Origin of the sequence: Streptomyces cavernicola (assembly GCF_029968035.1) — a bacterium.
In the GTDB taxonomy this organism is placed as follows: Bacteria; Actinomycetota; Actinomycetes; order Streptomycetales; family Streptomycetaceae; genus Streptomyces; species Streptomyces cavernicola.
This window is the reverse complement of record NZ_JASCIQ010000043.1, coordinates 49475-73403: the sequence shown is the minus strand read 5'-3', so window position 1 is coordinate 73403 and position 23929 is coordinate 49475. Positions and strand designations below refer to the sequence as shown.

The 23929-nt window shown below is 70.4% G+C and carries 21 protein-coding genes; 12 read left to right on the top strand and 9 right to left on the bottom strand.

The annotated features are described in order from the left end of the window. The 3 genes from QIS96_RS31335 to QIS96_RS37940 form a co-directional block, all read left to right on the top strand. The coding region (locus QIS96_RS31335; protein WP_282546204.1) for a DUF4331 family protein at positions 1-842 on the top strand (842 nt) is incomplete at its 5' end. A 734-nt stretch (positions 843-1576) separates the two neighbouring features. Further along, complete coding sequence (locus QIS96_RS31330) at positions 1577-2431, top strand: matrixin family metalloprotease (protein WP_282546203.1); 855 nt, start codon at positions 1577-1579, stop codon at positions 2429-2431. Then, positions 2352-2915 carry a DUF6281 family protein gene (locus QIS96_RS37940; RefSeq protein WP_408907287.1) on the top strand — a complete coding sequence of 188 codons (564 nt, stop codon included), beginning with the start codon at positions 2352-2354 and terminating at the stop codon, positions 2913-2915. Before QIS96_RS31330 ends, QIS96_RS37940 begins: the two co-directional genes overlap by 80 nt. Positions 2916-3008: 93 nt before the next feature. Here QIS96_RS37940 and QIS96_RS31325 read toward each other — a convergent pair whose 3' ends face one another. Further along, positions 3009-3572, bottom strand: coding sequence for a GNAT family N-acetyltransferase (locus QIS96_RS31325; RefSeq protein ID WP_282546202.1), 564 nt, complete (start codon positions 3570-3572; stop codon positions 3009-3011). A gap of 221 nt (positions 3573-3793) precedes the next feature. Here QIS96_RS31325 and QIS96_RS31320 point away from each other — a divergent pair, with 221 nt between their 5' ends. The 3 genes from QIS96_RS31320 (at position 3794) to QIS96_RS31310 (ending at position 6520) form a co-directional block, all read left to right on the top strand. After that, positions 3794-4582 carry an NAD-dependent epimerase/dehydratase family protein gene (locus QIS96_RS31320; protein ID WP_349017429.1) on the top strand — a complete coding sequence of 263 codons (789 nt, stop codon included), beginning with the start codon at positions 3794-3796 and terminating at the stop codon, positions 4580-4582. Between the two features lie 746 nt (positions 4583-5328). Beyond that, the gene (locus tag QIS96_RS31315; RefSeq protein ID WP_282546200.1) at positions 5329-5817 is read left to right on the top strand and encodes a DUF4192 family protein; all 489 of its coding nucleotides are present in this window, start codon (positions 5329-5331) and stop codon (positions 5815-5817) included. Positions 5818-6085: 268 nt separating this feature from the next. Next, entirely contained in the window at positions 6086-6520 is a 435-nt protein-coding gene (locus QIS96_RS31310; protein ID WP_282546199.1) for a CBS domain-containing protein, read from the top strand. Positions 6521-7195: 675 nt separating this feature from the next. On the opposite strand, the gene QIS96_RS31305 is transcribed toward QIS96_RS31310, so the two are convergent. Then, positions 7196-7600 carry a hypothetical protein gene (locus tag QIS96_RS31305; protein WP_282546198.1) on the bottom strand — a complete coding sequence of 135 codons (405 nt, stop codon included), beginning with the start codon at positions 7598-7600 and terminating at the stop codon, positions 7196-7198. A gap of 180 nt (positions 7601-7780) precedes the next feature. Here QIS96_RS31305 and QIS96_RS31300 point away from each other — a divergent pair, with 180 nt between their 5' ends. Continuing rightward, positions 7781-8623 carry a class I SAM-dependent methyltransferase gene (locus QIS96_RS31300; RefSeq protein WP_282546197.1) on the top strand — a complete coding sequence of 281 codons (843 nt, stop codon included), beginning with the start codon at positions 7781-7783 and terminating at the stop codon, positions 8621-8623. A 109-nt stretch (positions 8624-8732) separates the two neighbouring features. Here the strand turns inward: QIS96_RS31300 and QIS96_RS31295 are convergent, their stop codons facing one another. Continuing rightward, complete coding sequence (locus tag QIS96_RS31295) at positions 8733-10373, bottom strand: amidohydrolase (protein WP_349017428.1); 1641 nt, start codon at positions 10371-10373, stop codon at positions 8733-8735. A gap of 55 nt (positions 10374-10428) precedes the next feature. After that, positions 10429-11775: an MFS transporter gene (locus QIS96_RS31290; RefSeq protein WP_282546195.1), complete on the bottom strand. Its 1347-nt coding sequence runs from the start codon at positions 11773-11775 to the stop codon at positions 10429-10431. Positions 11776-11931: 156 nt separating this feature from the next. Between QIS96_RS31290 and QIS96_RS31285 the strand changes: the two genes are divergently transcribed. From QIS96_RS31285 to QIS96_RS31275, 3 genes are all read left to right on the top strand, one after another. Next, positions 11932-12774 (top strand): FadR/GntR family transcriptional regulator, encoded by an 843-nt coding sequence (locus QIS96_RS31285; RefSeq protein WP_282546194.1) that lies wholly within the window; start codon positions 11932-11934, stop codon positions 12772-12774. 237 nt (positions 12775-13011) lie between these two features. After that, the gene (locus QIS96_RS31280) at positions 13012-14388 is read left to right on the top strand and encodes a pyridoxal phosphate-dependent decarboxylase family protein (RefSeq protein ID WP_282546193.1); all 1377 of its coding nucleotides are present in this window, start codon (positions 13012-13014) and stop codon (positions 14386-14388) included. An 83-nt stretch (positions 14389-14471) separates the two neighbouring features. Then, complete coding sequence (locus tag QIS96_RS31275; protein WP_282546210.1) at positions 14472-15260, top strand: alpha/beta fold hydrolase; 789 nt, start codon at positions 14472-14474, stop codon at positions 15258-15260. A 24-nt stretch (positions 15261-15284) separates the two neighbouring features. On the opposite strand, the gene QIS96_RS31270 is transcribed toward QIS96_RS31275, so the two are convergent. From QIS96_RS31270 to mreB, 5 genes are all read right to left on the bottom strand, one after another. Further along, positions 15285-16214 carry a TerC family protein gene (locus QIS96_RS31270; protein WP_282546192.1) on the bottom strand — a complete coding sequence of 310 codons (930 nt, stop codon included), beginning with the start codon at positions 16212-16214 and terminating at the stop codon, positions 15285-15287. A gap of 137 nt (positions 16215-16351) precedes the next feature. Then, the gene (locus QIS96_RS31265) at positions 16352-17086 is read right to left on the bottom strand and encodes a D-Ala-D-Ala carboxypeptidase family metallohydrolase (RefSeq protein WP_282546191.1); all 735 of its coding nucleotides are present in this window, start codon (positions 17084-17086) and stop codon (positions 16352-16354) included. A gap of 136 nt (positions 17087-17222) precedes the next feature. Then, positions 17223-18854 carry a GAF domain-containing protein gene (locus QIS96_RS31260; protein ID WP_282546190.1) on the bottom strand — a complete coding sequence of 544 codons (1632 nt, stop codon included), beginning with the start codon at positions 18852-18854 and terminating at the stop codon, positions 17223-17225. A gap of 32 nt (positions 18855-18886) precedes the next feature. Next, on the bottom strand, positions 18887-19138 hold the full coding sequence (locus QIS96_RS31255; RefSeq protein WP_282546209.1) for a CBU_0592 family membrane protein: 252 nt from the start codon (positions 19136-19138) through the stop codon (positions 18887-18889). 239 nt (positions 19139-19377) lie between these two features. Next, complete coding sequence (mreB, locus tag QIS96_RS31250) at positions 19378-20415, bottom strand: rod shape-determining protein (RefSeq protein ID WP_282546189.1); 1038 nt, start codon at positions 20413-20415, stop codon at positions 19378-19380. Positions 20416-21008: 593 nt separating this feature from the next. Here mreB and QIS96_RS31245 point away from each other — a divergent pair. Together QIS96_RS31245 and QIS96_RS31240 are read left to right on the top strand one after the other, a co-directional pair. After that, positions 21009-22562, top strand: a complete 1554-nt coding sequence (locus tag QIS96_RS31245) for a hypothetical protein (protein WP_282546188.1) — start codon at positions 21009-21011, stop codon at positions 22560-22562. Between the two features lie 138 nt (positions 22563-22700). Then, positions 22701-23924 (top strand): MFS transporter, encoded by a 1224-nt coding sequence (locus QIS96_RS31240; protein ID WP_282546208.1) that lies wholly within the window; start codon positions 22701-22703, stop codon positions 23922-23924. Positions 23925-23929 lie beyond the last annotated feature (5 nt).

Here is a 23929-nt window from a genome sequence, read left to right as displayed (position 1 = left end):
AAGAGGTCAAGATCGACCTCACTGGCGACAGCCGTGAGGACGCCACGTTCCGCGTGACGTTCGGTGACCACGACCGGCGCGGACGGCAGAAGGCCACCCTGCGTCTCCTCACTGGGCCAGACGCCCGGGATCGTGACGCCGAGGGCACGGTCATCACGACGACGACCAGCGGGAAGCGATGCTCCGGCAAGGGAGACATCCGCTTCTGGGCCGGCGCCGCCCGCGACCCGTTCTACGTCGAGCCGACCGTTGTGACGGCCGTACGCACGTCTATCACCGAGGGGTGCGCGCTGGACCTGACCGGGTTCGACCCCGCAGAGCCGAAGAACCTGTTCGACGGCACCACTGTGCAGGCCATCGTGATCGAGGTGCCCGACTGCTTCTTCACCGGCCTGTCCATCGGCGTGTGGGGGTCGACGGCCGTCGCGACCGACGTCGGTGACGGCTGGCGGCAGATCGACCGCGCCGGTATCCCGCTCGTCAGCACGCTGTTCGGCCTCCACGAGGCCGACACGTACGCGAACGCGCACCCGGCGGCGGACGCCCCGGTGTTCGGTGCCGCGATCCGCGCAAAGATCGAAGGCGCTGTGAAGGCCAACGGCACGTGCGAGGACCCGGACGGTTACGCAGCCAAGGTCTCCGGTCAGCTCCTGCCCGACGTGCTGCCTTACCGCGTCGGCAGCCAGGCCCAGTTCACCGGCGGACAGCGCAACGGCCGCGCCCTGACCGAGAACGTCGCAGAGGAGATCTTCCGACTCGTCCTGCACAAGCACATCGCGACCGGCCTGGACGAGCACTCATGCGAATCAAGCCGGAACTTCCCCTACCTCGCCGAGAAGTAGACGAGCCCGGCCCGCACCCCGCATTCAAGAAGGAGGAACCTGGTGGACGAGTTCCAGCGGTCGTGGCTGCTGGCCCTGCTTGGCCCGGACACCGACCCGGCCGACCTGGAACGCCGGTTCTTCCGGCTGCAGTCGGTGCGGGCGGTCGCCCTCGAGGTGCTGGGGGGGGGAGCGCCGCGCGAAACTCCTCGCGGACCCGCTGAAGGTCACCGTCGACGGTGTCGTGACGATGGACCTCCAGGAGAACCTTCGCGGCTTGGAGCGGCAGATCGAGCAGGTCCGGCAAGTTCCCGCGCCGGGCGATATGAGTGAAGACGAAGGGGACAGCGGGCAGTTGGTCCAGGTCACCTGGCTGACTCTCACCCCGTCCCACCGGTAACGGACTTGTTGGTCGGATACAGCGGCTGTGCCCTCCGGATGAGTGGCACCGTGATGTACGGCGCTTTGCATGTCGAGGAACGGCGTACCAGGAGTCAACGTCGAACGTATAGACGCCACTTCAGCTCCGCTGCTAGCTTCACGCCTCCGAAGATCCGTCATCAAAACGGGGGTTGCTGATGGGGAAGAGATCATCGCGTGCGGGTAGACGTACCCATCGATACTCGATACAGAAGGCCGGCGTACTCGGCGCCGCGGCTATCGCTCTGGCCCTGATTACCGTCCAGGTGAGTTCACCTGCCCAGGCGGCCGATTTCAATGGCGCTGCCTGCCCTTCCGAGCAGGGTGACTTGAGCATGGCTGACGTACCTGAAGGAACCTCAGCAATAGATTGCAACCTTGTCGGCCGTGTGATCAGGGACCAAGGAGTGGGGGTGGTCATACCCAAGCCCGGCACAGGCGTAGGAGGGGCAGGGCTGTCAATCACGGGTGACGGAGACGAGCTCACGGTTGAGGTAGCTAGCGACGGCACAATCTCTTACCCCGAAACCCGACAAGAGTCAGCAACCTCGACGGCTGGGGCTGCAGATCCAGGTACGACAAGTGCGTCAGCCATCGATGCGTGCAGTGACACTGCCAACTCCAGAACAGGCCATGCGGAGTGGGGGACTTACAACTGGTACGTCGGCGATGGCGGAATGCCTGGTGCCCTCACTCAAACATCAGCAGCCACTGCGTTCGCTGATGCCATCAACAACATCACAGGAAGCTACAACGACTGCGGTCTGGCTGACGAAGTCGGCGCATCCTCCAACTATCAGGGGTCGACCAGCTACGAGTCCGACATGACCAGTTCTGCCACCTGCACTGAGGAAGACGGTAAGAGCACCTGGGACGCCGGGGACCTCCCCAGCAACTTCGTCGCCTACAACTGCTGGCACTACTGGGTTGCCTCCTACGACCTATACGAATCCGATGTCCGCTACAACACAACTGACCACGACTTCACTAACGATGTCACGAGCAGTTGTTCCAACAAGTTCGACATCAGGTCAGTTGGGACACACGAGGCCGGCCATACTTTTGGGCTCGGGCACGCCACAGGAACCGATCACTCAAACCTGACGATGTATGAGAGTTCCTGGCGGTGTAGCGAATCGGCGCGAACTCTCGGATACGGCGATGTCCTGGGGCTGCGCGGTATTTACTGACAAGTGGAGCGTTTGTATGGCGAACGAGCAGGTGAAACTACGGTGTAGTTCGCTGGGCCTTCTTGCAGGAGTGGTACTCGCGGTTGCTCTCGTAACCGGGTGCAGCTCCAACTCCACCAGCGGGACGGCTGGTTCGTGTGCGTACATCCTGAACTACAAAGCGCGCGACTACGGTGAAGTCGTCAACGTCGATTTCTCCGTCGGGCATCGCATCGGGACAGCGCATCCATACCCGTGCAAGGCTCCTGAGGGGCAAGCAGAAGGGCCGAGTACGGATTCGCAAGGCGGCTCGAGTGGGCGGAAGGACGGTGTGTCTCCGAACTTGAGTGAGAAAGTCGCGGTCTATCGGGTCCGGGGGCTGACTCCTAAGGTTGCCATTGCGATCAGTGGAAACGATGGTGAACCCAGGCTCTTCGCCGTACAGCCACATGGGAAACTTCCACCGGAAGTGCGGAAGCTTGCGAAAAAGGAGAGCGGTTCGTAGGCGGCCAGCATCAGCCATGTCCTGCGGTGAGCGCGGTCCGCAAATTCCTTGGTCCTGGTGGAGGGCGAGACGGAGTCCGGGGGTGTCTTCGGGTCACACCGTGGGCAGGGCGCGGCTCTTCCACTCGTGCTCGAGGATCGCGTGGACTACGGAGTCGCGCCACGCTCCTCCCTTTTGGATGTGTTCGCGGATGCGGCCCTCTTCGACCATGCCGGCCTTGAGCATCGTTCGCGCCGATGCCTCGTTGCGTGGTGCTCGTGCGCCCCAGATCCGATGGAGACCCAGCTCCTCGAAGCCGAGGCCAAGCAGGAGTTCAACGGTCTCGATGCCGTAGCCCTGGCGCCATGCATCGGGACGGAGGGCAAAGCCGAAAGTGGCCGCGTTCGGCTGGTGCGGGTCCGTGGCCAAGCGGCCGAACCCGATCAGCTCGTTGGTGTCCTGTGTGACGACCGCGAGGGCGTATTCGCTCCGCGGTGTGGCGGTAGCCGAAGCCGTGGAGCGCGCGACGATCTGTTCCACTTCGGTGCGGGAGCGCGGTTCGAAGCTGAGGTGCTCCGTAGCCCGGGGACTTCCGTAGATCGCCAGGACGGCGTCCACGTCATCGGTGGTGAGCTCGCGAAGCTCCAGGCGGCGGCTGCGATGGCTGACCGGGTACATGTCGCCGGACTCTACTCACTGCATCTGCGAGGCGGAGCCGGCCGCAGGGCAGGTACGTCTCGATCTCCATCCGCAGCTCGCGTGCCGCGGCCGTCGAGGGCCATGGCGCCCACGAGGGTGCAGCGGGCAGGATCGAGCTATGACGATTCTTGTGCTTGGCGGAACGTGGTTCCTGGGGCGGGCCGTTGCTCAGGCGGCTCTCGACCGAGGGTGGGAAGTGAATGCGTTCAACCGGGGCGCTCTGGCATGGCCCCTCGGGGCGTCATAGAGATTCACGGAGACCGCGTGATGTGCTGGCCGGAGCGAAGGCCGTTGGACCCGTGGCGGGGAGGTACGTATACCTCTCGACCGTCAACGCGTACCGCGGCTGGCCGAATGAGCCGCTCGTGGAGACATCCGAACTTCTGGACGGGCCTGCCGACGCTGACATCGACTACGGTCGACTTCCGGCTGATTGGGACGGGCCGGATTGGTACTACGGGCGGCAAAAGGCGGGGGCCGAGCGAGCGGCCTTGCAGGCTTTCGGAGATGAACGGGTGTCGATACTCCGCCCCGGAGTCATCCTCGGGCCTGGCCAATACGTGGGTCGTTTGCCCTGGTGGTTGCGCAGGGCGAAGGAAGGTGGATCGATCCTTGCACCAGGCGATCCTGCCAAGGAGATTCAGCCCATCGACGTGTGGGATGTGGCGGAGTTCGCGTTCGATCAAGCACTCGCCGATGGTGGCGACGCGTTCAACGTCACAGCCCCGATCGGCCGCGAGACGATGAGTGGATTCCTCAGTGCGTGCCTGCAGGCAACGGGAGGTTCCAGCGAACTCGTATGGGCGCCCGAGGACTTGTTGATCGACCACGGAGTGCAGCAGTGGACCGAGCTGCAACTGTGGCGAACGCACACCGGCGCGTGGCGGATCGATTCCACGCGCGCTCACAAGGCCGGACTGCGGTGCCGCCCACTGGCCGAGACCGTCGTGCGGCGGTGCCGAGTGCCTGAGCGGTGGACGCGGAGGTGAACTCCTCGATGCGCTCGCCCAGCCGGCCGTGCCTCCGTAGTGTCGCTGAAGCTCGGGCGACCGAGTTCAGCCCGAACTGCCGCCAGCCGTTCCACGGTGCCGGCGACCCTCCACGCTGTGGGAATGGCGAAGACCGGTTCGAGCGCCTCATGAGCCCCATGGAGTTCTCCACGGAGCAGTCGAGCGCGGGCCAGGTCGATGGAAGCCTGCGATGAGATGAGGATGGGCCGCTCGTTCTCGGGCCGTGCCGAGAGGAGGTCGAGGGTGGTGGCCCGCGGCCTCCTCGGCCCCCTCAGCGTCGCGCAGCAGGAGGTAGGTCGTGGCGTTGCTCATTGAGACCCGATCGCCGGAGAAGCCGAACTCGCTCCCGATGTCGTCGTGGAGTTCGTCCCGTGCACCGGTGTGCTGATCCAGGGACTTGCGCATCGCCAGTTCTGCGGCTGCGTGATTCCCCAAGTGGCCGCATCCCCGTCCCTCGATGACAGACAGCCGGACACGAGCGGTGTCTCCGAGCCCGCCGAACTTCTGAGCTCTCTTGATGAGCCGAACTGACTCGGCCGGGCGCCCTCCCCAGAAGGCGAGGAAGGCCAACTGGCCGTGGGCATAAGCCTGGAGGGGGCCGTTCTCGATCACCTGACCATAGAGAGCCGCGGTACGCGAAAGAGATACAGCGGCAGGCAGCGAGCCGAGGTCGAAGCAGATCGCTGACAGGAGGGCTGCCGACACCAGCGACAGGGAGTTGAGCCGTGACTGCCGGGAGCCAGCTTCATACCCCGGACAACTCCTCCCGCTACGGGACGATCGACATCATCGGCGGAGCATTGGCCGACTTCCGCAACGGCCCACCGCAACTCATGGACGAGATCGCCGCCCGCATCACCCTCGGCCTCCAAGACCCCGAGACCCGAGACGCCGCGCTGTCCATCGGGGACGAGAAAGACCTCCCCTCCGAGCGCCAACTGTGGGGCTACCTCGCCCGACGCTGCGTCCCGCCGCACACCGACAAGGCTCCACCGCTCCTTGCTCTCCTCGGCTGGGTCGCCTGGCGACAGAACGACACCGTCACCGCCAGCCACGCCTTCTCCGACGCGCTCAAATTCGACCCCAACTACAGGCTCGCCAAGCTGCTCCTTATGGGCATCCGCAACGGCTCCGACCCGGCCGTGATCCTGGCGCTCTTCCGTATCGGAGCACAGCGGTTCGCTGATGGCCGGGCTGACCTCGACAGCCTCTGATCCTCGAGGCGGCCCCGACCCCTTCGTCGGGGCTGCCCCGAGGCTGACTGCGCGGCGCCGTCGCAACGACGGCAATGACCACGGTGCATATGCATGCGGTGCGAGGCCGGGCTAGCCGGCCGGGGCTAGCTGGCACGGTGGTGACGCCTGGGTTTGAGTGCAGGGGCCACCAGTTCGCACAGGCGCCGACCCTGCGCGGGGGCGTCGCCCGGTCATCCGTGGTGTCATCGAAGACGAGGCAAGCAACGCACCAGAGGCAGGAGGAACCATGGCCGGCAAACTCACCGCGCGAGACATCATGACCGGCGAAGCGCGCTGCGTGGGAGCGCACGAATCGCTCCACGACGCGGCCAGGATGATGCGTGACCTCGACGTCGGATGCCTGCCCATCTGCGGTGACAACAACAGGATCACCGGCATGATCACCGACCGAGACATCGTCGTCACTTGTTGTGCCGACGGTATCGACCCGGCGACCGTACAGGCCGGCACGCTCAGCGGCGAAGTGCACTGGATCGACGCCGACGCGGAGGCCACCAAGGCGCTGGAGGTCATGGAGACCTACCACGTCAAGCGGCTTCCAGTGATCGACGTCAAGGGCGGCCACCGCCTGATCGGCATCATCACCGAGGCCAACGTCGCCAAGAACCTCAACGACAGGCAGATCGCGGAGTTCGCCACCGGCGTGTACGCGACCGCCTAGTGATCTCCGGGCGGAGAGCGCGTTGGCCGGTGGGGAGCGCAGGGCTACTCGGAGCTGCACTCCCACCGGTTGGCGTGACCTCCCTGCCGTACCCGAACCCTGGACGCCGCTGGCTCACGCACGTCCAACATCTCTACCCGGCTGACTGGTTCCGGCCGCGGCGGCGCCATCCGCATCCTCGGGCGGCGGCTACGACCTCGCCGTTCAGCGGCCCAAGAAGAACGATCCCGTCACGGCGATCCCCGACCTGCTGCCGCTCGAATTTGGTAGAGCCGTGCAGCATGAACGGAGAACCGCGCTACGCTACAAATGGCGGCTGACCTGCGAAAAGTCGCGATGCTTCACCTCCGGGCACAGGACGTGAGAACCAGCTACGCCGGTAAGGCACTCCGCTGCGTGCGGGTTCGACATGCCGGTTTCCCTACAGCTCAACCAGCGTCGCTCCATGCCGCCGCCCCCCCATGTGTCCCCTCGGCAGCGGGCTCGGGGGACCTCCAGGGGACACGCAGGGGACGGAAGGACCCGGAAGGACCAGGAAAGCCGGCGCGGAGCCAGAACGGCAAAGTGCCTCTGACCTGCGGTTACAGGAAAGATGAGGTAGGGGTCGGGACGGATCGGAAGATCCGGAAAGGACTCATAATCCGTCGGCCGTGGGTTCGAGTCCCACCCGCCCACCTAGCGCACCTTTCGCGATCTGCGGGAACGCGCTGTTTGAGGGGCTGCGGCGTGCGGTAGCCGCTCGGACTGGGGTGTTTCCATCGGGTGTTCGTCGTCGATTCCCGCGAGCCGCACGTACTCCTCAGTGGCCAGTCGCTCCAGGAAGAACGCCAGCCCAGGTGCGAGTTGCTCGAAGCGTTCCGCGTCGGGCCAGTCGGCGCCTGCTTCCGGGGTGCCGAGGACGGCGCCGCCCGCGCGGTCGAGGAAGACCGGTGCTTCGTTGGTCATCCCGATGCAGAACAGCTTCTCCGGGGACAGCTCCAGTGGGGAGTCGACCACCGGCCCGCAGTAGAACTGGTGCTCCTCGGCCTCCGCCAGGCCGAAGAGTTGCAGCGACGGGCTGCAACTCGCGCCGTCCAGCACCCGGCAGAAGTCCAGGAACTCGCGCGGCCTCCCGAACGGCTGAGCCCAAGGCGCCCGGCATGTGGGCCGGCAGGGGAAGCGCCCTGCGTCTGAACGGGTGACGCGAAATGGGATGGGCGCGGGGCTCGTCGCTAGCATCCGCCGCGCAGGGGTCAGCCCACACATGGCACGGAGGCCGTCATGCAGAAAACACCCGCGTCGCGCCCGCGGAATCGAGCACGACTCGGACACAAGGCACGGTACGCGCTGCAGCATCCGGAGCGTGTGCTGCCGTATCTGCGACGGGCGGGCCGGGACGGCTGGCTGCGGCTGCGGCACCGCGGGAATCATGTCGCGTACTACCGGGCCGTGATGGCGTCGGACACCGCGCGGAACCCGAAGGCGGCGGTCGGCGGTCCGACGTCGCACGACCAGTGGCTGCCCATCGGGCAGTTGCAGTTCGACTATCTGGTGCAGCACGGCCTGACGCCGCAGGACCGGATTCTGGAGATCGGGTGCGGCAATCTGCGCGCGGGGTGGCGGTTCATCCAGTACCTGGAGCCCGGCCACTACTTCGGCATCGACATCTCGCCCGACATCCTCATCGAGGCCAAGAAGACGCTGGTCCGCTACAGCCTCCAGGAGAAGGTGCCGCACCTGACCCCCGTCGACAACCTGACGCTGGACTTCCTGCCCGACGCGTCGTTCACGGTGGTGCACGCGCACAGTGTGTTCTCGCACTCGCCGCTGGAGGTCATCGACGAATGCCTGTCGCACGTCGGACGGGTGCTGGCCCCCGGCGGCTTCTTCGACTTCACCTTCGACCGCACGGAGGGCGTCGAGCACCAGGTGCTGCGCGAGGACTTCTACTACCGTACGGAGACGCTGATCCGGCTGGCCGAGAAGCATGGCCTCGTCGCCCGCTTCATGGACGACTGGGAGCAGACGTGGCACCCCCAGTCGAAGCTGCGGATCAGCCACCCCGGGGCGGAGCAGGTCGGTGAGCGGCCGGCTGACGCGGTGCGGGCCAGTCCGCTTTCGTGAGGTGGGCGGGCGGGCGTGAGCCGCCGTCGCCCCGTTGCTCGCGGAGCGAGCTGTTCGCGGCTCTGCGGCTCTGCGGCTCTGTGGCTCTGTGGCTCAGCGGCTCTGTGGTTCAGCGGTGGAAGACCGTCTTCCCCTCGACGATCGTCTCGTCGATCGACGCGTCCTTGATCTCCTCCGGCGGGACGGCAAGGAGGTCGCGGTCGATCACCACGAGGTCCGCGTACTTGCCGACGGTCACCGAACCCCGGTCGCTGTCCACGAAGTTGGCGTAGGCGCTGCCCAGCGTGTAGGCCTCGATCGCGGTGGTCAGGTCGAGTGTCTGGTCGGGGATCCACGCCTCGCCGCCGTCCGGGGCGCGGCGGGTGACGGCGGTGTGGAGGTGGGCGAGGGGGTTCATCTCGGCGACGTTCCAGTCGCTGGAGAAGGCGAGGCGCGTGCCCGCCTCGCGCAGGCTGCGGAACGCCCAGGCGTGCGACCAGCGGTGTTCGCCGACGCCCTCGGCCCAGTCCTTGCCCGGTCCCGCCACGTCCGGCGCGCAGTGCCGGGGCTGCATGCAGGCCACGACGTCGAGTTCGGCGAACCGGCCGACGTCCTGCGGGTGGAGGCACTCGACGTGCACGAGCTGGTGGCGGGCGTCGCGGGCGCCGTTGGCGGTGCGTGCGGCCGCGTGTGCGTCGAGGGCCGTGCGGATGCCGCGGTCGCCGGTGGCGTGGGTGAAGGTCTGGAAGCCGCGCCGGTCGAGCTCGGTCAGCACCTCGGCGAACTCGGCGGGTTCGTAGAACGTGCGGCCGCGGTTGCCGGGTTCGTTGGCGTACGGCTCGAAGAGTGCGGCCGTGTGGGGTTCGATCACGTCGTCGATGTAGAGCTTGAGCGGGCCCACGCGGAACCGGTCGTCGTCGAACCGCTTGGCGCAGCGCGCGAACTCGTCGAGGTCCTCGGCCGTCGTGCCGTACGGGTGGAACAGGGCGGCGACGATGCGGGAGCGGAGTCGGCCCTCGCGTCGTGCCCGTTCGAAGAGGAACAGGTCGTCGGGGGAGTTCTGCGGTTCGACGACCGTGGTCAGGCCGTTCTCGGCGGCCATGTCGAGCGAGGCACACAGGCGCTTGTACCGGCGCTCCTCGCTCGCCCAGGGCAGGAACTCGGCCAGCGCGCGCTGGCCGTTGCGGGCGAGGCCGAGGACGGCGAAGCCGGTGACGAAGCCGGTCGGCTCGCCGGTGCCGGGATCCTTCTGGACCACGCCCCACGGCAGCCGCTCGGTGTCCCGGGTGATGCCGAGGCGGCGGAGGGCGGCCGTGTTGAGCCAGACGCTGTGGACGTCGTACGTGAGGACGAGGGCGGGGCGGTCGCCGGTGACCGGGTCCAGGTCGGCGGCGGTGGGCATGCGTCCGCCGGGGATCGCCCCGTAGTCGAAGGCCTCCGCCTCGATCCAGTCGGCGTCGGGGTGGGCGTCCGCCCAGGTCCGGATGCGGGCGTGGACCTCGTCGAGGGTGCGGGCGCCGGCGAGTTGGACGCTGTCCGCGTCGGAGCCGAGGCGGACGTGGTTGTGCGCGTCGACGAAACCGGGCAGGAGCATGCGCCCGCCGAGGTCGCGGGTCTCGGTCGCCGGGCCGGCGAGCGCGGTGACCTCGGCGTGCGTGCCCACGGCGCTGATCCGGCCGGCGGTCACGGCGACGGCTTCGGCGCGGGGCAGGTCCGGGTCGACGGTGTGGACGCGGGCCCCGGTCAGGACGAGGTCGGGTGCGGGGTGCACGGGAGCTCCTTGGGAGTACATGAGATTCGGGGGGGGGGGCTTGCTCGGCGGGCGGTCAGTCGGTGTGGGGGAGGCCGGGCGCGTCCGGGGCCGGGCGGCAGGCGATCAGGCAGACGGCGCTCACGGCGGCCATGGCGGCGAAGGCGAGCGCGACGGGGACCCAGGACTTGTCGAAGGACGAGTACAGCCAGGTCGTCGCGGCGGGGGCGAGGGTGCCGAGCAGGCCCGCGGTCTGGAAGCTCATGGACAGGCCCGTGTAGCGGACGCGCGGCGCGAACCACCCTGAAACGAGGGTGCCGATGGAGGCGTACGCGATGGTGCTGGCCAGCATGGGCAGGCACATGGCGAGCCACAGGCCGGCGACCGAGCGGGTGTCGGCGAGCCAGAACATCGGGAAGGCCGCGACCAGGTGCAGCAGGACGCCGATGAGCGTGACCCGGCGCAGGCCGTACCGGTCGGCGAGGAGCGCGCTGAGCGGGGTGCACACGATGACGACGACGGAGGCGGCGGTTCCGGCGCCCGCGGCCTGGGCGTCGGTGAAGCCGAGCTCGGCGACGGCGTAGCTCGACATGAAGGTGACGACGATGTAGTAGCCGCCGACGGTGATCAGGAACGCGCCCGTCGCGAGCAGCCAGGTCTTCCAGGAGTGCCGCAGGACGCCGATCACGGGGGCGGACTCCTTGGTCCGGCCGGCCTCGGCGGCAGCCTCTTCGGCTTGCCGGGCGGCCTCGAACTCCGGTGACTCGTCCATCGAGCGGCGGATGACGAAGCCGACGACGACGAGCACCGCGGAGAGCAGGAACGGGACGCGCCAGGCCCAGTCCGCGAGGGCGTCGTGCCCGAGCAGGGCGATCAGGGCGAAGACGCCGGTCGAGAGGAAGTAACCGACACCGTCTCCGACCTGCGGGAACGAGCCGAAGAAAGCCTTGCGGCGGGGCGGCGCGTGCTCGACCGCGAACAGCACGGCCCCGCCCCACTCACCGCCCACGGCAAGCGACTGGATCATGCGGATCAGGACGAGGAGCAGCGGCGCGAGGACGCCGATCTGGTCGTACGTGGGCAGCAGGCCGATGCACACGGTGGCGACGCCCATCAGGGTCATCGACCAGATGAGGGCCTTCTTGCGGCCGTGCCGGTCGCCGATGTGGCCGAACAGGATGGCGCCGAGGGGGCGGCCGATGGCGCCGACGAACAGGGTGGCGAAGGACATCACGGTGCCGAGGGCGCGGCTCATCTCGGGGAAGAAGAGCTCGGGGAACACCAGGGCGGCGGCGGTGGCGTAGATGCCGAAGTCGTACCACTCGACGCTGGTGCCGATCATCGAGGCGGTGGCGATCTTCCAGGGCCCGGAGCGGCGTGGCGCCCCGGTGGCGGGGGCTGCGGTGCCCGTGGACTGGCTCATACGTGGCTCCTTGGGGACCTCGATTGGGCTCGGTGTGGACCCAAAATCGATGGGGTGACGCTAGGGCGGTCCCTGTGGGCTGTCAATAGGGGTCGACGCGATCCCAATAGACTGGCCGGACGGACCCGAACGGAATCCAGGGGTGAGGGGCAGGGCATGGGCGGCACGGGCGCGAGCCGGGGCGACGGTGCGGGCAAGCGGAACGAGCGGAACGAGCGGGCGGCCACCCGCGACCCCGGCAAGATCCAGACGGCAGGCCCTGCCGGCGCGGGCCCCCGGCAGGCGCCGTCGCACGCGGTCGTGGCCGAGGCGCTGCGCCAGCGGATCGCGCTCGGCGGCTTCGGTCCGGGTGACCGGCTGCCGACCGAGCGGGAGCTCGCCGAGGTGTTCGGGGTCGGCCGCAACACGGTCCGCCAGGCCGTACGGGAACTCGCCGACGAGGGGCTCGTCGTCACGACCCTGGGGCGCTCCGGCGGCACCCGGGTCGCCCCGGCGCCCCAGGGGGGACGCGACGGCAGGGCGGCGATCGCCGCCGGGATCCGCGCCTCGCTGCGCGACTACATGGAGTACCGCCAGGCCATCGAGCCGTTCGCGGCGCGCCTGGCCGCCGAGCGGGGTGCGGCGGGGAGTAGGCGCGGGCTCGTCGAGATGCTGGAGACGAAGGTCGCCGACCTCGGCGAGTACCACCGCGTGGACACCCGCTTCCATCTCGGCGTCGCCGAGGCCGGCGGCAACGAGGTGCTCACGGAGGCGGTCACGCGGGCCCGCACCGAGATGTTCGTGGCGGGCAACGCGCTCTGGCTGGGGTCCGACTGGACGCCGGTCTACCCGACCGGCGGGGACTTCGGGCGGGCGTTCCGCGAGGAGCATGAGGCGATTGCTCTGGCCGTCCTGTCGGGGGACGGGGACACGGCGGAGCGCCGCATGCGCGAGCATCTGCAGGAGGCGCATCGGCAGTTCCTGGTGCTGTTGGATCAGTTCGCCTCGTCCTCGGGCTGAGCCCCGGCCCCGGTTGTTTTTCGTCTGCTGCGCCGTCGTGGCTGGTCGCGCCCGCGCGGCGGAGCCGCATATGTCACAGCCCCGCGCCCCTGTCGGGGCCCCGTCGCCCGTTCCCCGCGCCTCTGTCGGGGCTCCGCTATCGGGGTCCGGTTGTTGACGAGCGCTCGGGGGGAGGCCTAAGGTCCGAAATGGATCCACGATAGATCCAATTAATCGGCGTTCTGACAGGAGCCCTCCGTGCACGCTTACGACGAGGACCTCACCCAGCAGGTCATGGGCCATCTTCTCGACCGGCTCCGGCTCGACCCCCCGCCGCTGGGCCGGCTCGGTGAGCACGAGGAACTCGCCCTGGCGCTCAAGGACGCCATCGGCACGGCCCCGCGCCGCCCCGCCGACGTACTGCGGACCTACACGGACGCCCTTGAGCCGACGGTCGTGTCCTGCGACCACCCCGCCTTCCTCGCCTTCATTCCCGGGGCCCCGACGAAGGCCGCCGCGCTGTTCGACATGGTCCTCTCGGCCTCGTCGCTGCACGGGGTGTCCTGGCTGGAGGCCTCCGGCGCGGTCGCCGCGGAGAACCAGGTCCTTCGCCTCTTCGCCGACCTGGCCGGGATGCCGCAGGGTGCGGGCGGCTGCTTCGTCAGCGGCGGTTCGGCGGGCAACCTGTCCGCCCTGGTCGTGGCCCGCGACACCGGTCGGCGCCGGCTCGGCCTGGCCGCGGCCGACCCCGTACGGATCGCCGTGAGCGACCAGGTCCATTCCTCCGTCGGTAACACCCTGCGGATCATCGGCGTGGAGCCCCTGGTCGTCCCGACCTCGGATCACCGGCTCACCGGTACGGCACTCGCCGCCGCGCTCGACACGGCCGCGGCCGACGGCGGAGCCCCCGTCGTGGCCGTCGTCGCCACCGCGGGCACCACCAACGCCGGGATCATCGACGACCTCGACGGCGTCGCGGAACAGGCCGGGGACCGCGACCTGTGGCTGCACATCGACGCCGCCTACGGGGGCGCCGCCCTGTTCGTACCGGAACTGCGCGAGCGCCTCAGCGGCATCGAGCACGCCGACTCCCTCGTCGTCGACCCGCACAAGTGGATGTTCGCGCCGTTCGACTGCGGGGCCCTGCTCTACCGGGAGCCGCGGCTCGCCCGTGCCGTGCACACGCAGGACGCGTCGTACCTCGACGCGATCCACGGCGCGGACGGAGACGGCCAGGACGAGGACTGGAACCCGAGCGACTACGCCTACCACCTGACCCGGCGCCCGCGCGGCCTGCCGCTGTGGTTCTCGCTCGCCGTCCACGGCACCGACGCCTACCGGGACGCGGTGGCGCGGGGCGCCGAGATCGCCCGGTACACCGCCCGGCTCGCCGAGGAGACCGAGGGCCTCCAGCTGCTCCGCGAGCCCGAGTTGACGGTCGTCCTGATCCGCCGCACCGGCTGGCAGCCCGAGGACTACTACGCGTGGTGCAAGCGCCTGCTCGCCGCCGGTCTCGCGTTCGTCACGCCCAGCGTCTGGGAGGGCGAGACCGTCGTACGCCTCGCGTTCCTGCACCCGGGGATCACCGAGGAGACGGTCCGGTCGATCATCGCCTCGCTCGCCCAGGAGGCCTGACGCAGACGGCTGTCCGCCTCGCATTGCAGGCCGTTCGGCCGCGGGCGGAGACTGGTGGGGAAGTGCTCCGAAAGGCCTGGATCATGGGCGACTACGTGGAACTCCGCGGCGTCAGGACCTGGTACGAGGAGGAAGGCGCCGGCGACCCGCTGCTCCTCCTGCACGGCGGCTTCTGCACCAACGAGACGTGGGGCGCCCAGCGGGCCGCGTTCGCGGAGCGGTACCGCGTCCTCCTCCCGGAGCGGCGCGGGCACGGTCACACGCCGGACACCCCGGGGCCGCTCTCGTACCAGGACATGGCGGACGACACGGTGGCGTTCCTCGAATCCGTCGTCGGAGCTCCGGCCCATCTCGTCGGCTGGAGCGACGGCGGCATCGTCGCCCTGCTCGTCGCCATCGCCCGCCCGGACCTGGTGCGGAAGGTCGTGGCGATGGGGGCGAACTTCCTGCCGGCGCCGGAGAGCGGGGCGGCGCCGCAGATCTTCGAGCACATGACGCCGGACGCCCCCGACCTGGCGATGTTCCGGGAGATGTACGAGGCCGTCTCGCCCGACGGGGCCGAGCACTGGCCGGTCGTCGCGGCGAAGCTGATCGACATGTTCCGCACCCAGCCGACCGTCTCCACCGAGGACTTGGCCCGCATCGAGGCGGCCACCCTCGTCCTCGTCGGCGACGACGACCTCGTCACCCTGGAGCACACGATCGCCCTGTACCGTGCGATCCCGGACTCCGAGCTGGCCGTCGTCCCCGGAGCCTCGCACGCCGTGCCGATGGAGCGGCCCGCCGAGGTCAACCACCTCGTCCTCGACTTCCTCGGCAGCGAACCCGCCCCGACGATGTTCTCCGTACGCAGGGCCGCGGCGGCCGCGTGACCCGTCGGTCGTCCTGCTGAACCGTCACTTCCTGGCGAGGCTGAGGAGCACCGAGGCGGTCAGGACGACGACGATGACGCCGAGGCTGACCGGGGACGGGATCTCCGGTACGTCGGAGCTGATCATCTCGTGCGCGGCCTGGAGGATGAGCTTCACGCCGATGAACGACAGGATGACCGCCAGGCCCTCGCTCAGGTAGCGGAAGCGGTCGAGCAGCCCGGCGAGCAGGAAGAACAGCGCCCGCAGGCCGAGGATGGCGAAGGCGTTGCTGGTGTAGACGACGAACGCGTCGTCGCTCACGGCGAGCACGGCCGGGACGCTGTCGACGGCGAAGATCAGGTCGGCGGCCTCGATCGCCGCGACCACCGCGAGCAGCGGGGTCGCGACCCGCCGGCCGGCCTCCTTCACGAAGAACTTCGCCCCCGCGTACTCGTCCCGGACCGGAACGACCCTGCGGAGCAGCCGTACGGCGAGGCTCCGGCCCGGGTCGAAGGTCTCCTCCTCGCCCTTGAGGAGTTTGTACGTGCTGTAGAAGAGGACCGCCGCGAACGCGAACAGGACGACCGTGAACCGGCTGACCACGGCGACGCCGAGGGAGAGGAAGACGCCGCGGAACACCAGAGCGCCGAAGACGCCGAGGAACAGCACGCGGTGCTGGTAGGCGCGGGGCACCTTGAAGTAGGCGAAGATCACGGCGAAGACGAAGAGGTTGTCGACGGACAGGCTCTTCTCAAGCAGCCAGGCCGTGGTGTACTCCGTGCCCGCCGTCGGGCCGAGGACGAGGTAGATCACCGCGCCGAAGACCAGGGCGAGCCCCACCCACAGGCCGCTCCAGGCGAGGGCCTCCTTGAAGCCGATGACGTGCGCGGTGCGGTGGGACAGCAGGTCGACCGCCAGCGACACCAGCACCGTCGCGGCGAATGCCCCCCACAGCCAGAGCGGGACATCGAGCACGTCAGCAACCCTCACCGTGGCCCGCGTGCGGCGCGTCGGGCCCGTATGTCAGATTGTGCGCGATGTTGCCTTTCGAGGCACCTGTGGAGGGGGTGCGCGCACGGGCGCTCCGCCCGTGCGCGCACGTGACTCCCTTGTCAGATCCCGCAGTTGGGGGCCGACCAGTACGGGCTCGGGTCGAACGCCGCATGCGTGTGGTCGTTGTGGCCGGGGTAGCCCGGCCCGAGGATCTCCGAGAAGCCGTGGGTCCTCGACTGCTGCGCGAGGCGGCAGAGGGTGGGCGAGCCGGTGAGGTCGGCGGCGTCGCCGTAGAGGTGGCGGCTGGTCGGGGAGCCGCCGACGGCGCTGTTGCAGGACTGCGAGCGGAAACCGCTGGAGATCGTGAGCGGGACGTCGCCGAGGGCGTGCCGCATCGCCTCCAGCTTCCACATCGTCTTCAGCGCGTTCGCCTTGGCCGTGGCCGCCGGGACCGCGCCGCCGGACCAGTCGGAGTTGCACTTGTTGAGTTCGGCGTACGTGAAGTGGATCGGCGTGCAGTCCGCGTCCTGGAGGGCGTAGATCTTCTCGAAGGTGGCGGGGCCCGCGACGCCGTCGGCGGTCAGGCCGTACGCGGACTGGAACTTCTTGACGGCCGCTGCGGTGCGGGCGCCGTACTGGCCGTCGTACGAGAGGCGTTCGCCGGAGGTGACCCAGCCGGCGACGCGGATCTGGAGCTGCGTCACGTCACTGCCGGAGGCGCCCTCGGACAGCGTCCGGCTCCACGTGTAGCAGCTGTCGGCCTGGGCGGTGCCGGCGGTGGCGCTCACACCGAACACCGCGCAGGCCATGGTCATGACAAATAATCCGAGCGTACGTGCCGTGCGTCTGAGCATCTCGGCCTCCCGACCGTCGAACCCGAGTGCACCGCCCCGGTGGCGGCCGACCCAAGAGTGGAGGCGGTCAGCTACGCGCGTCAACCCGTCCGGGGCCCGGCGGCCGAGAGTTCATCCGCGCGTCGTCGCCGTGCGGTCAGAGGGGCCACTGGGACGTGGCCGTGGTGCCGTCCGGGCCGCCGTCGTCGTCCACCGTGAGGATCAACCCCGGCCGCCCGTCGGGGAGTCGGGCGTCCGCGTCGACGTGCACGCGGATCTCGGACACGTTCGGGCGGCGGGCCGCCGCGGCCAGGGCGTGGTGCAGCGCGGCGAGCAGTCGGGTCGCCACGGGCTCCGGGACGCGGCTGTCGACGGCACCCCTGAACTGCGTCGACGGCGTCACGCCGAGCACCGCCGCCGCGCCCGCGGCCTCCTTGAGGACCTTGCCGCGCAGGCTCGTCGGGGCGTCGACGGGCGGCTGCTGCAGGGCGAAGATCGCCGTGCGGACCTCCTGGATGGTCGACTCCAGCTCGTCGACCGCCTTGCCGATGGCCGTGCCGATCTCCGGGGCGACCGCCCTGCGCTGGGTGGACTCCAGCATCATCCCGGTCGCGAAAAGCCGCTGGACCACGAGGTCGTGGAGGTCGCGGGCGATCCGGTCGCGGTCCTCGAAGACCGCGAGGCGCTCGCGGCTGCGCCGGGCGTCCGCGAGGACCAGGGCGAGCGCGGCCTGCGAGGCGAACTGGCCGGCGAGTTGCCGCTCCACCGACGTGTAGCCGCGCGCGCCCCGGGTGCGGGGCAGGGCCAGGGTGCCGATCAGCCGGCCGCCGCTCTGCAGCGGAAGCAGCAGGCTCGGGCCGAACCGGCTGCGTACATGGGTCGTCATACGCGGGTCCGTCGCCGAGTCGTCGACGAACACCGGCTCCCCGCCGAGGAGTTGCTCCAGAACCGGGCTGCCCGGGGCGATCGTGGCGCCGACCAGGTCCGCCGGGTCGCCGTGCGTGGAGGCCGTCACGATCTCCATGCCGCCCTCCTCGGTGGGCTGCAGGATCACCCCCGCGTCGGCGTCCGCGAGGAGCCGCGCCTGCTCGGCCACCACGAGCAGCGGATCGTCGCTGCGCGCACCGCTGAGCAGGGCCGTCGTGACCGCAGCCGCGCCCTCGATCCAGCGCTCGCGCTGCCGGGCGTTCTCGAAGAGCAGCGCGTTGCCGATCGCGATGCCGGCCTGCGCGGCGAGGATCCGGACCAGGCGCTCGTCCTCCGCCGTGAACGGCCCGCCGCCGCGCTTCTCCGTCAGATAGAGGTCGCCGAACACCTCGTCCCGTACGAGTACGGGCACGCCGAGGAAGCTGTGCATCGGGGGATGCCCCGCCGGCGTGCCGCAGGAGCGCGGGTCGGCCGCCAGGTCGTCGACGCGCAGCGGGCGCGGGTCCCGGAGCAGCGCGCCGAGCACACCCTTGTCGCCGCAGGGCAGGTCGCCGATACGGGCCTTCGCCGCCTCGTCCAGGCCGACCGTGAACAGCTCGGTGAGCCGGGGGCCGCCGCTGCGCTCCGGGTCGACGACGCCGAGCGCGCCGTACCGGGCGTCCGTGAGGCGGGTCGCTGCGGTCACCAAGTCCTGGAGCGCGGTGCGCAGTTCGAGGTCCGTGCCGAGGCTGAGGACCGCTTCGAGCAGCAGCGGCTCCCGCTCCGGTGCGGGCCGGTCGTCGCCGGGTGCGGGCCGGCTGCCGCCCGGTGGGGGGTGGTCGCCGCCCGGTGCGGGGTGGGCGCCGCCCGATTCCGCTGCCATGCCCGTCCCCTTCCGGCCCGTTCCGGCCTCCGTCACGCGGCTTCGCGGCCGCTGATCGGGCGGCCGCGGGCCCAGTCCACCAGACCGAGCAGCGAGTACAGGCCCCACGCCCCTTCGAGCAGGGCGAAGCCCCACTGCTCCCCGGCCACCGCGTCGATGGCGAGGAGCGAGGAGCCGATGAAGTTCAGCCACAGATAGCAGGCCGAGCCGAAGGCGAGCCGGCCCGTCTGAGCGAGCACGAACGACGCCAGGATCAACAGGGCGCCGACGAGCTGCAGGGACATGGACACGATCAGGGCGTTCCCTTCGGGTCAGGCCGGACCTGGTCGGCGGTGCCGTTCGGTCGAGTCGAGCGGGGTCATGGGGGTACCTCCCTGCTCGAGCGAAGCCGAGAGCTTGGGGGCGCGTGCAGCTGCAAGGCGGAGGAGGGCGACATGGCGGAGCCATGGCAACCGACGACAACGCGGCAGATGTGCGTGCCAGGGCCCGCGACCCCGGCAGGATCCGAAGGGGGCGCCCTGCCCTACCCGGCCAGCGGGTCGAGGCGCATCGGGGAGATCTTGCCCTCGATCATCTCGCCGAGGCCGCGCACCGCGCAGGTGTCGGGGCGCTCCGCGATGTGCACCGGCATCCCCGTCGCCGTACGCAGCATCTGGTCCAGGCCCGGCAGGAGGGCGCTGCCGCCGACCATCATGATGCCCCGGTCGGCGAGGTCGGCGACCAGGTCGGGCGGGCAGTGGCGGAGCACCTTGCCGAGGCCGTCGAGCACGGCGGTCAGCGGGGTGTGGATGGCCTCGCGCACGGCCGAGGTCTGGACGTGCACCGAGCGGGCGAGGCCGGTGGCGACGTCGCGGCCGTGGATCTCGGTGGACTCCGGGCCCTGTGTGGTCAGGCCGTTGCCGCTGAGCGCCAGCTGCAGCGGGCGCACCGACTGGCTCGGCAGCATCAACTCGTGCTGGTGGCGCAGGTGTTGGACGATCGCGTTGTCGATGGCGTCGCCGCCGACCGGGATCCGCTCGGCCGTCACGATCGCGCCCATGGAGAGCACCGCGACCTGCGTGGTGGCCGCCCCGCACACCAGGATCATGGTCGCCTCGGGCTGTTCCACCGGCAGTCCGCAGCCCACCGCCGCGGCGATCAGCGTGTCCACCAGCTCCACCCGGCGCGCGCCGAGCCCGATCAGCGTCTCGGTGGCCGCGCGCTGCGCCAGCGGGTCGGCGTCGTGCGGCACGCAGGCCGCCGCGCGCAGCCGGGGCTTGCGGCGCAGGGTGCGGCGCAGCTTGTCGTCGAGCAGGTGGCTGAGCATCCGCTGCGCCATGTCGATGTCGACGACGGTGCCGCCGGAGACCGGGCGGACCACCCGGATGTAGTCGGGCGTACGGCCCGTCATCTGTTCCGCGAGCGCGCCGACCGCGATCAGCCCGCCGGTCCTGGTGTTGACGGCGGCGACGCTCGGCTCGTCGACGACGAGGCCCGCGCCCTTCACGTACACGCGGGTGCGAGCGGCACCCAGGTCGACGCCGAAGTGGCAGCGATGCAGCTGCTCAAGGCTGACGGTCATGGCAGTTCCTCCCGAGAGCGCAAGACCATGTCTGGTGGTTGTCTCCTGGCATCGTCCGGCGGCCGGAGCGATCTCGCGCGTTGAGAGCGGCCGGGCGGGGTGCCGCCGTACGGGTGGTTCCGGTCGCGGTCGGTGCATGGAGGTGCGAGGGGGGCGCGGGGGAGGCGTGAGGAGCGGGCGTCGGGGAGTGCGGGAGGGCGCGTCGGAGGGTCGGCAAGCGTTGCTCTTCGGCCATTCGCGTACGTGACCGGGTCGGCGGTGGCCCGTAACCCCTTGGGTAGAGCGTCTACGGTCCGCTGCTTTTTGGCCGTTGATGTTGAAAGTTGGTCACATGCTGTGTTGTTGCGGTCACGGTGCGAATGGAAATCTCCCTCTCGGTGCTCGGAAGGCACCTCCCGGCCGGGCCGCCGCTCGCTGAGCGCGACCCGGCCGGGCCGGGGCTTCGGCCACTGTCGTGGGGGCGGTGGTCGGGGGCTCGGGGGGAGAGAAGGGGAGCGGTCCCGCCCCGCCTTGCATGGGGCGGCGGGGCGGGATCGCCGAGCGGGCCGTGCCGACACACGGCCCGTGCACGGACTACGAGGAGGGGCGAGGCCATGGGGGCGCGCCGAACACCCAACGACCGTCTGCGGGAGCGCCTCGAGGAGGCCGAGTGGAACGGGGCCGAGCTGGCCAGGGCCGTGAACGCGGCGGGCCGGCAGGCCGGGGTCCGGGTCTCGTACGACCGGTCCAACGTCTCGCACTGGCTGGCCGGCACGCGGCCCCGGCCCTCGGCGCGCGATCTGCTCGTACGGGCCTTCGCCAAGCGGCTCGGACGCCTGGTCACCGTGGAGGAGCTGGGCTTCGGGACCGTCGGCACGGCGCGCGGCGAGACCACGGCGGGCACGCGGACCGGCTGGGTCCCGTCGTACGGCGGCGGAACGTACGGCGGTGGGCCCCACGGGCAGGGGACGGCGCCGGCGTGGGTGCGGGCGGCGGCGCGGACGATGCCCGTGCAGCGCGGGCCGGGCGACGCGGCGGACGCGGGCACCCCGGGCGGCCTCGCGGGCGCCGTGGGCCGGGGCGGGGCGGACGGGGCGTGGGGGCGCTCCGGGGACGCTCGGCGGGAGCTGGCCGAGCTGGTCCTGGAGCACCGCGACCCGAGGCAGCTGAAGCGGCTGCGTGAACTGCCGTACCGCGCACCGAGGTTGCCGCAGCTCGGCGGCGGTGCGGCGGCGACCCGCGGTTCGGTGGCGGCCCGCAACCCCCTGAGGTCCCGCACCTCCCTGGCGGCTCGCGCCTCGATGTCAGGTCGTACGGAGAGCGGGCCGGGAGCGGGAGCGGGGAGCGGCGGGGCGGACGGCCTCCGGGCCGGGGCCACCGTGCTCAGCGCACTCGACCTGCTCGAACGCAGCGGGGGCCGGGCCGTGCGCGAGCTGATCGTCGGCGAGCTCTCCGGGGCGGACCGGGCCGAGGCCGCCCGGCTCTGCCGGATGCTCGGCCGGGCCTGGGCCGACGACCTCGCCCACGGGGCGGCGCAGCGCGCCCTCGAACTGTCCGCCGCACTCGCCGCCGAGGCCGGCCGGCCGGTGCTGCGGGCGGCGGCGCTGCGCGACATGAGCGTCATCGCCCTCGAACTGGGCCGCACCACCGAGGCGTCGGTGCTCGCCGAGGCCGCCGTCGACCTGGGCTTCGACGGGGCGGGCGCGGGCACCCGGGCGTTCCTGCTCACCCAGCGCTCGGTCGCCCGCGCGGTCACCGGGGACGGGGCGGGGGCCGTGAAGGACATGGACGGCGCGGAGTACTGGATCGACCGGGGCGAGGACGACGAGAACGGCTCGTACTCGCTCGGCGCGCTCCTCTACCAGGTGGCCCGCATGCACCGGGCCGAGGGCGACCTGCGCCGCTCGGTGTCCGCGCTCGAACTCTCCCTCTCCCTGCGGCCGCCCGCCGAGCAGCGCTCCCGGGCGCTCATCCGGATCGAGCTGGCCCATCAGCGGCTCGGCTCCGGCGACTTCGCGGCCGCCGCCGACGAGCTGCGGATGCTGGTGCCGGGGCACGAGTCGCTGCGCTCGGCGCGGGTGGACGCGGCCCTCGCGTATCTGCGCAGCCGAGCCATGAGCCCGGACCCGGCTCCGCTGCCGCGGATCGCGTACCGGGGGCGGTGCTGAAATCCCCGGCAGGCCGGGCGGGCGTGCGCGTTAGCATCGCCTGTGACCAGCGAGACCTCAGCGAACAGTGGGCAGACGGAGACAGCGGACGCCGCGGCGGGGGCGGGCGCCGAGGCGGAGCGGGCGGTCAAGCGGAGGATCCTCGCCGACCTCACCCCGCTGCGCACCTCCCCGGACTACCGGCGGCTGTGGATCGGCAGCACCGTCTCCTGGCTCGGCCAGGCCATGACCGCGCTTGCGATCTCGCTGCAGGTGTACGACATCACGCACTCCAGCTTCGCCGTCGGACTCGTCGGGCTCTTCTCCCTCGTGCCGCTCGTCGTCTTCGGCCTGTACGGCGGGGCCGTCGCCGACATCGTGGACCGCCGCAAGCTCGGCCTCGCCAGCTCGACCGGGTTGTGTCTGCTGAGCTTCGTGCTCGCGGGCGCGGCCCTCGCCGGCTTCCACGAGGTGTGGCTGCTGTACTCGATCGTCGCGCTGCAGGCGGTGTGCGGAGCCCTCAGCTCCCCGGCCCGTACGTCGATGATCCCCCGGCTGCTCCCGGCGGAGCAGCTGCCCGCCGCCAACGCCCTGAACTCGATGACCACCACGTCCGGCATGATGTTCGGGCCGATGCTCGGCGGGCTCATCGTCGGAGTCTGGGGCTACCAGGCCGCGTATCTGCTCGACGCCGCGTCGTTCAGCGTCGCCCTCTACGCGATGTGGCGGCTGCCGTCGATGAAGCCGGACCGGGCCGCGGGCGCCGCCAAGCGGGCGTCCGTCGTGGACGGACTGCGCTTCCTCGCGACCCGGCCCAACGTGCGCATGACGTTCTTCACCGACCTGTGCGCCATGGTCCTCGCCCACCCGCGCGCCCTCTTCCCCGCCGTGGCCGTGCTGTGGTTCGGCGGCGACGCGCGTACGACGGGACTCCTCGTCGCCGCCCCCGCCGTGGGCGCGCTGCTCGGCGGGGTGTTCTCCGGGTGGCTCGGGCGGATCAGACGGCACGGGCTCGCGATCCTCCTCGCGGTCGGCGCGTGGGGCACGGCCATCGCGGTCTTCGGGCTCACCCGGAACCTGTGGCTCGGCATGTTCTTCCTCGCTCTCGCCGGGTGCGCGGACACGGTGTCCATGGTGTTCCGCTCGACGATGCTGCAGGCGGCCACGCCCGACGACATGCGGGGCCGGCTCCAGGGCGTGTTCATCGTGGTCGTCGCGGGCGGCCCCCGACTCGGCGACTTCCTCGCGGGCTCGGCGGCCGACCTGACCTCACCGCAACTGGCGATCACCGGGGGCGGGTTGGCGTGCGTGGTGGCGGTGGGGCTGCTTGCGCTGAAGTGGCGGGGGTTCGCTCGGTATGACGCGCGGTCGCCGGAGGCGTGAAGGTT

Excerpts from the sequence above, each read along its gene's own strand:
- QIS96_RS31245 (WP_282546188.1), top strand. The coding sequence starts at position 21,009 with ATGGGGGCGCGCCGAACACCCAACGACCGTCTGCGGGAGCGCCTCGAG.
- QIS96_RS31255 (WP_282546209.1), bottom strand. The coding sequence starts at position 19,138 with ATGTCCCTGCAGCTCGTCGGCGCCCTGTTGATCCTGGCGTCGTTCGTG.
- mreB (WP_282546189.1), bottom strand. The coding sequence starts at position 20,415 with ATGACCGTCAGCCTTGAGCAGCTGCATCGCTGCCACTTCGGCGTCGAC.
- QIS96_RS31275 (WP_282546210.1), top strand. The coding sequence starts at position 14,472 with ATGGGCGACTACGTGGAACTCCGCGGCGTCAGGACCTGGTACGAGGAG.
- QIS96_RS31260 (WP_282546190.1), bottom strand. The coding sequence starts at position 18,854 with ATGGCAGCGGAATCGGGCGGCGCCCACCCCGCACCGGGCGGCGACCAC.
- QIS96_RS31300 (WP_282546197.1), top strand. The coding sequence starts at position 7,781 with ATGCAGAAAACACCCGCGTCGCGCCCGCGGAATCGAGCACGACTCGGA.
- QIS96_RS31290 (WP_282546195.1), bottom strand. The coding sequence starts at position 11,775 with ATGAGCCAGTCCACGGGCACCGCAGCCCCCGCCACCGGGGCGCCACGC.
- QIS96_RS31285 (WP_282546194.1), top strand. The coding sequence starts at position 11,932 with ATGGGCGGCACGGGCGCGAGCCGGGGCGACGGTGCGGGCAAGCGGAAC.
- QIS96_RS31310 (WP_282546199.1), top strand. The coding sequence starts at position 6,086 with ATGGCCGGCAAACTCACCGCGCGAGACATCATGACCGGCGAAGCGCGC.
- QIS96_RS31320 (WP_349017429.1), top strand. The coding sequence starts at position 3,794 with ATGCGTTCAACCGGGGCGCTCTGGCATGGCCCCTCGGGGCGTCATAGA.
- QIS96_RS31325 (WP_282546202.1), bottom strand. The coding sequence starts at position 3,572 with ATGTACCCGGTCAGCCATCGCAGCCGCCGCCTGGAGCTTCGCGAGCTC.
- QIS96_RS31330 (WP_282546203.1), top strand. The coding sequence starts at position 1,577 with ATGGCTGACGTACCTGAAGGAACCTCAGCAATAGATTGCAACCTTGTC.
- QIS96_RS31265 (WP_282546191.1), bottom strand. The coding sequence starts at position 17,086 with ATGCTCAGACGCACGGCACGTACGCTCGGATTATTTGTCATGACCATG.
- QIS96_RS37940 (WP_408907287.1), top strand. The coding sequence starts at position 2,352 with ATGAGAGTTCCTGGCGGTGTAGCGAATCGGCGCGAACTCTCGGATACG.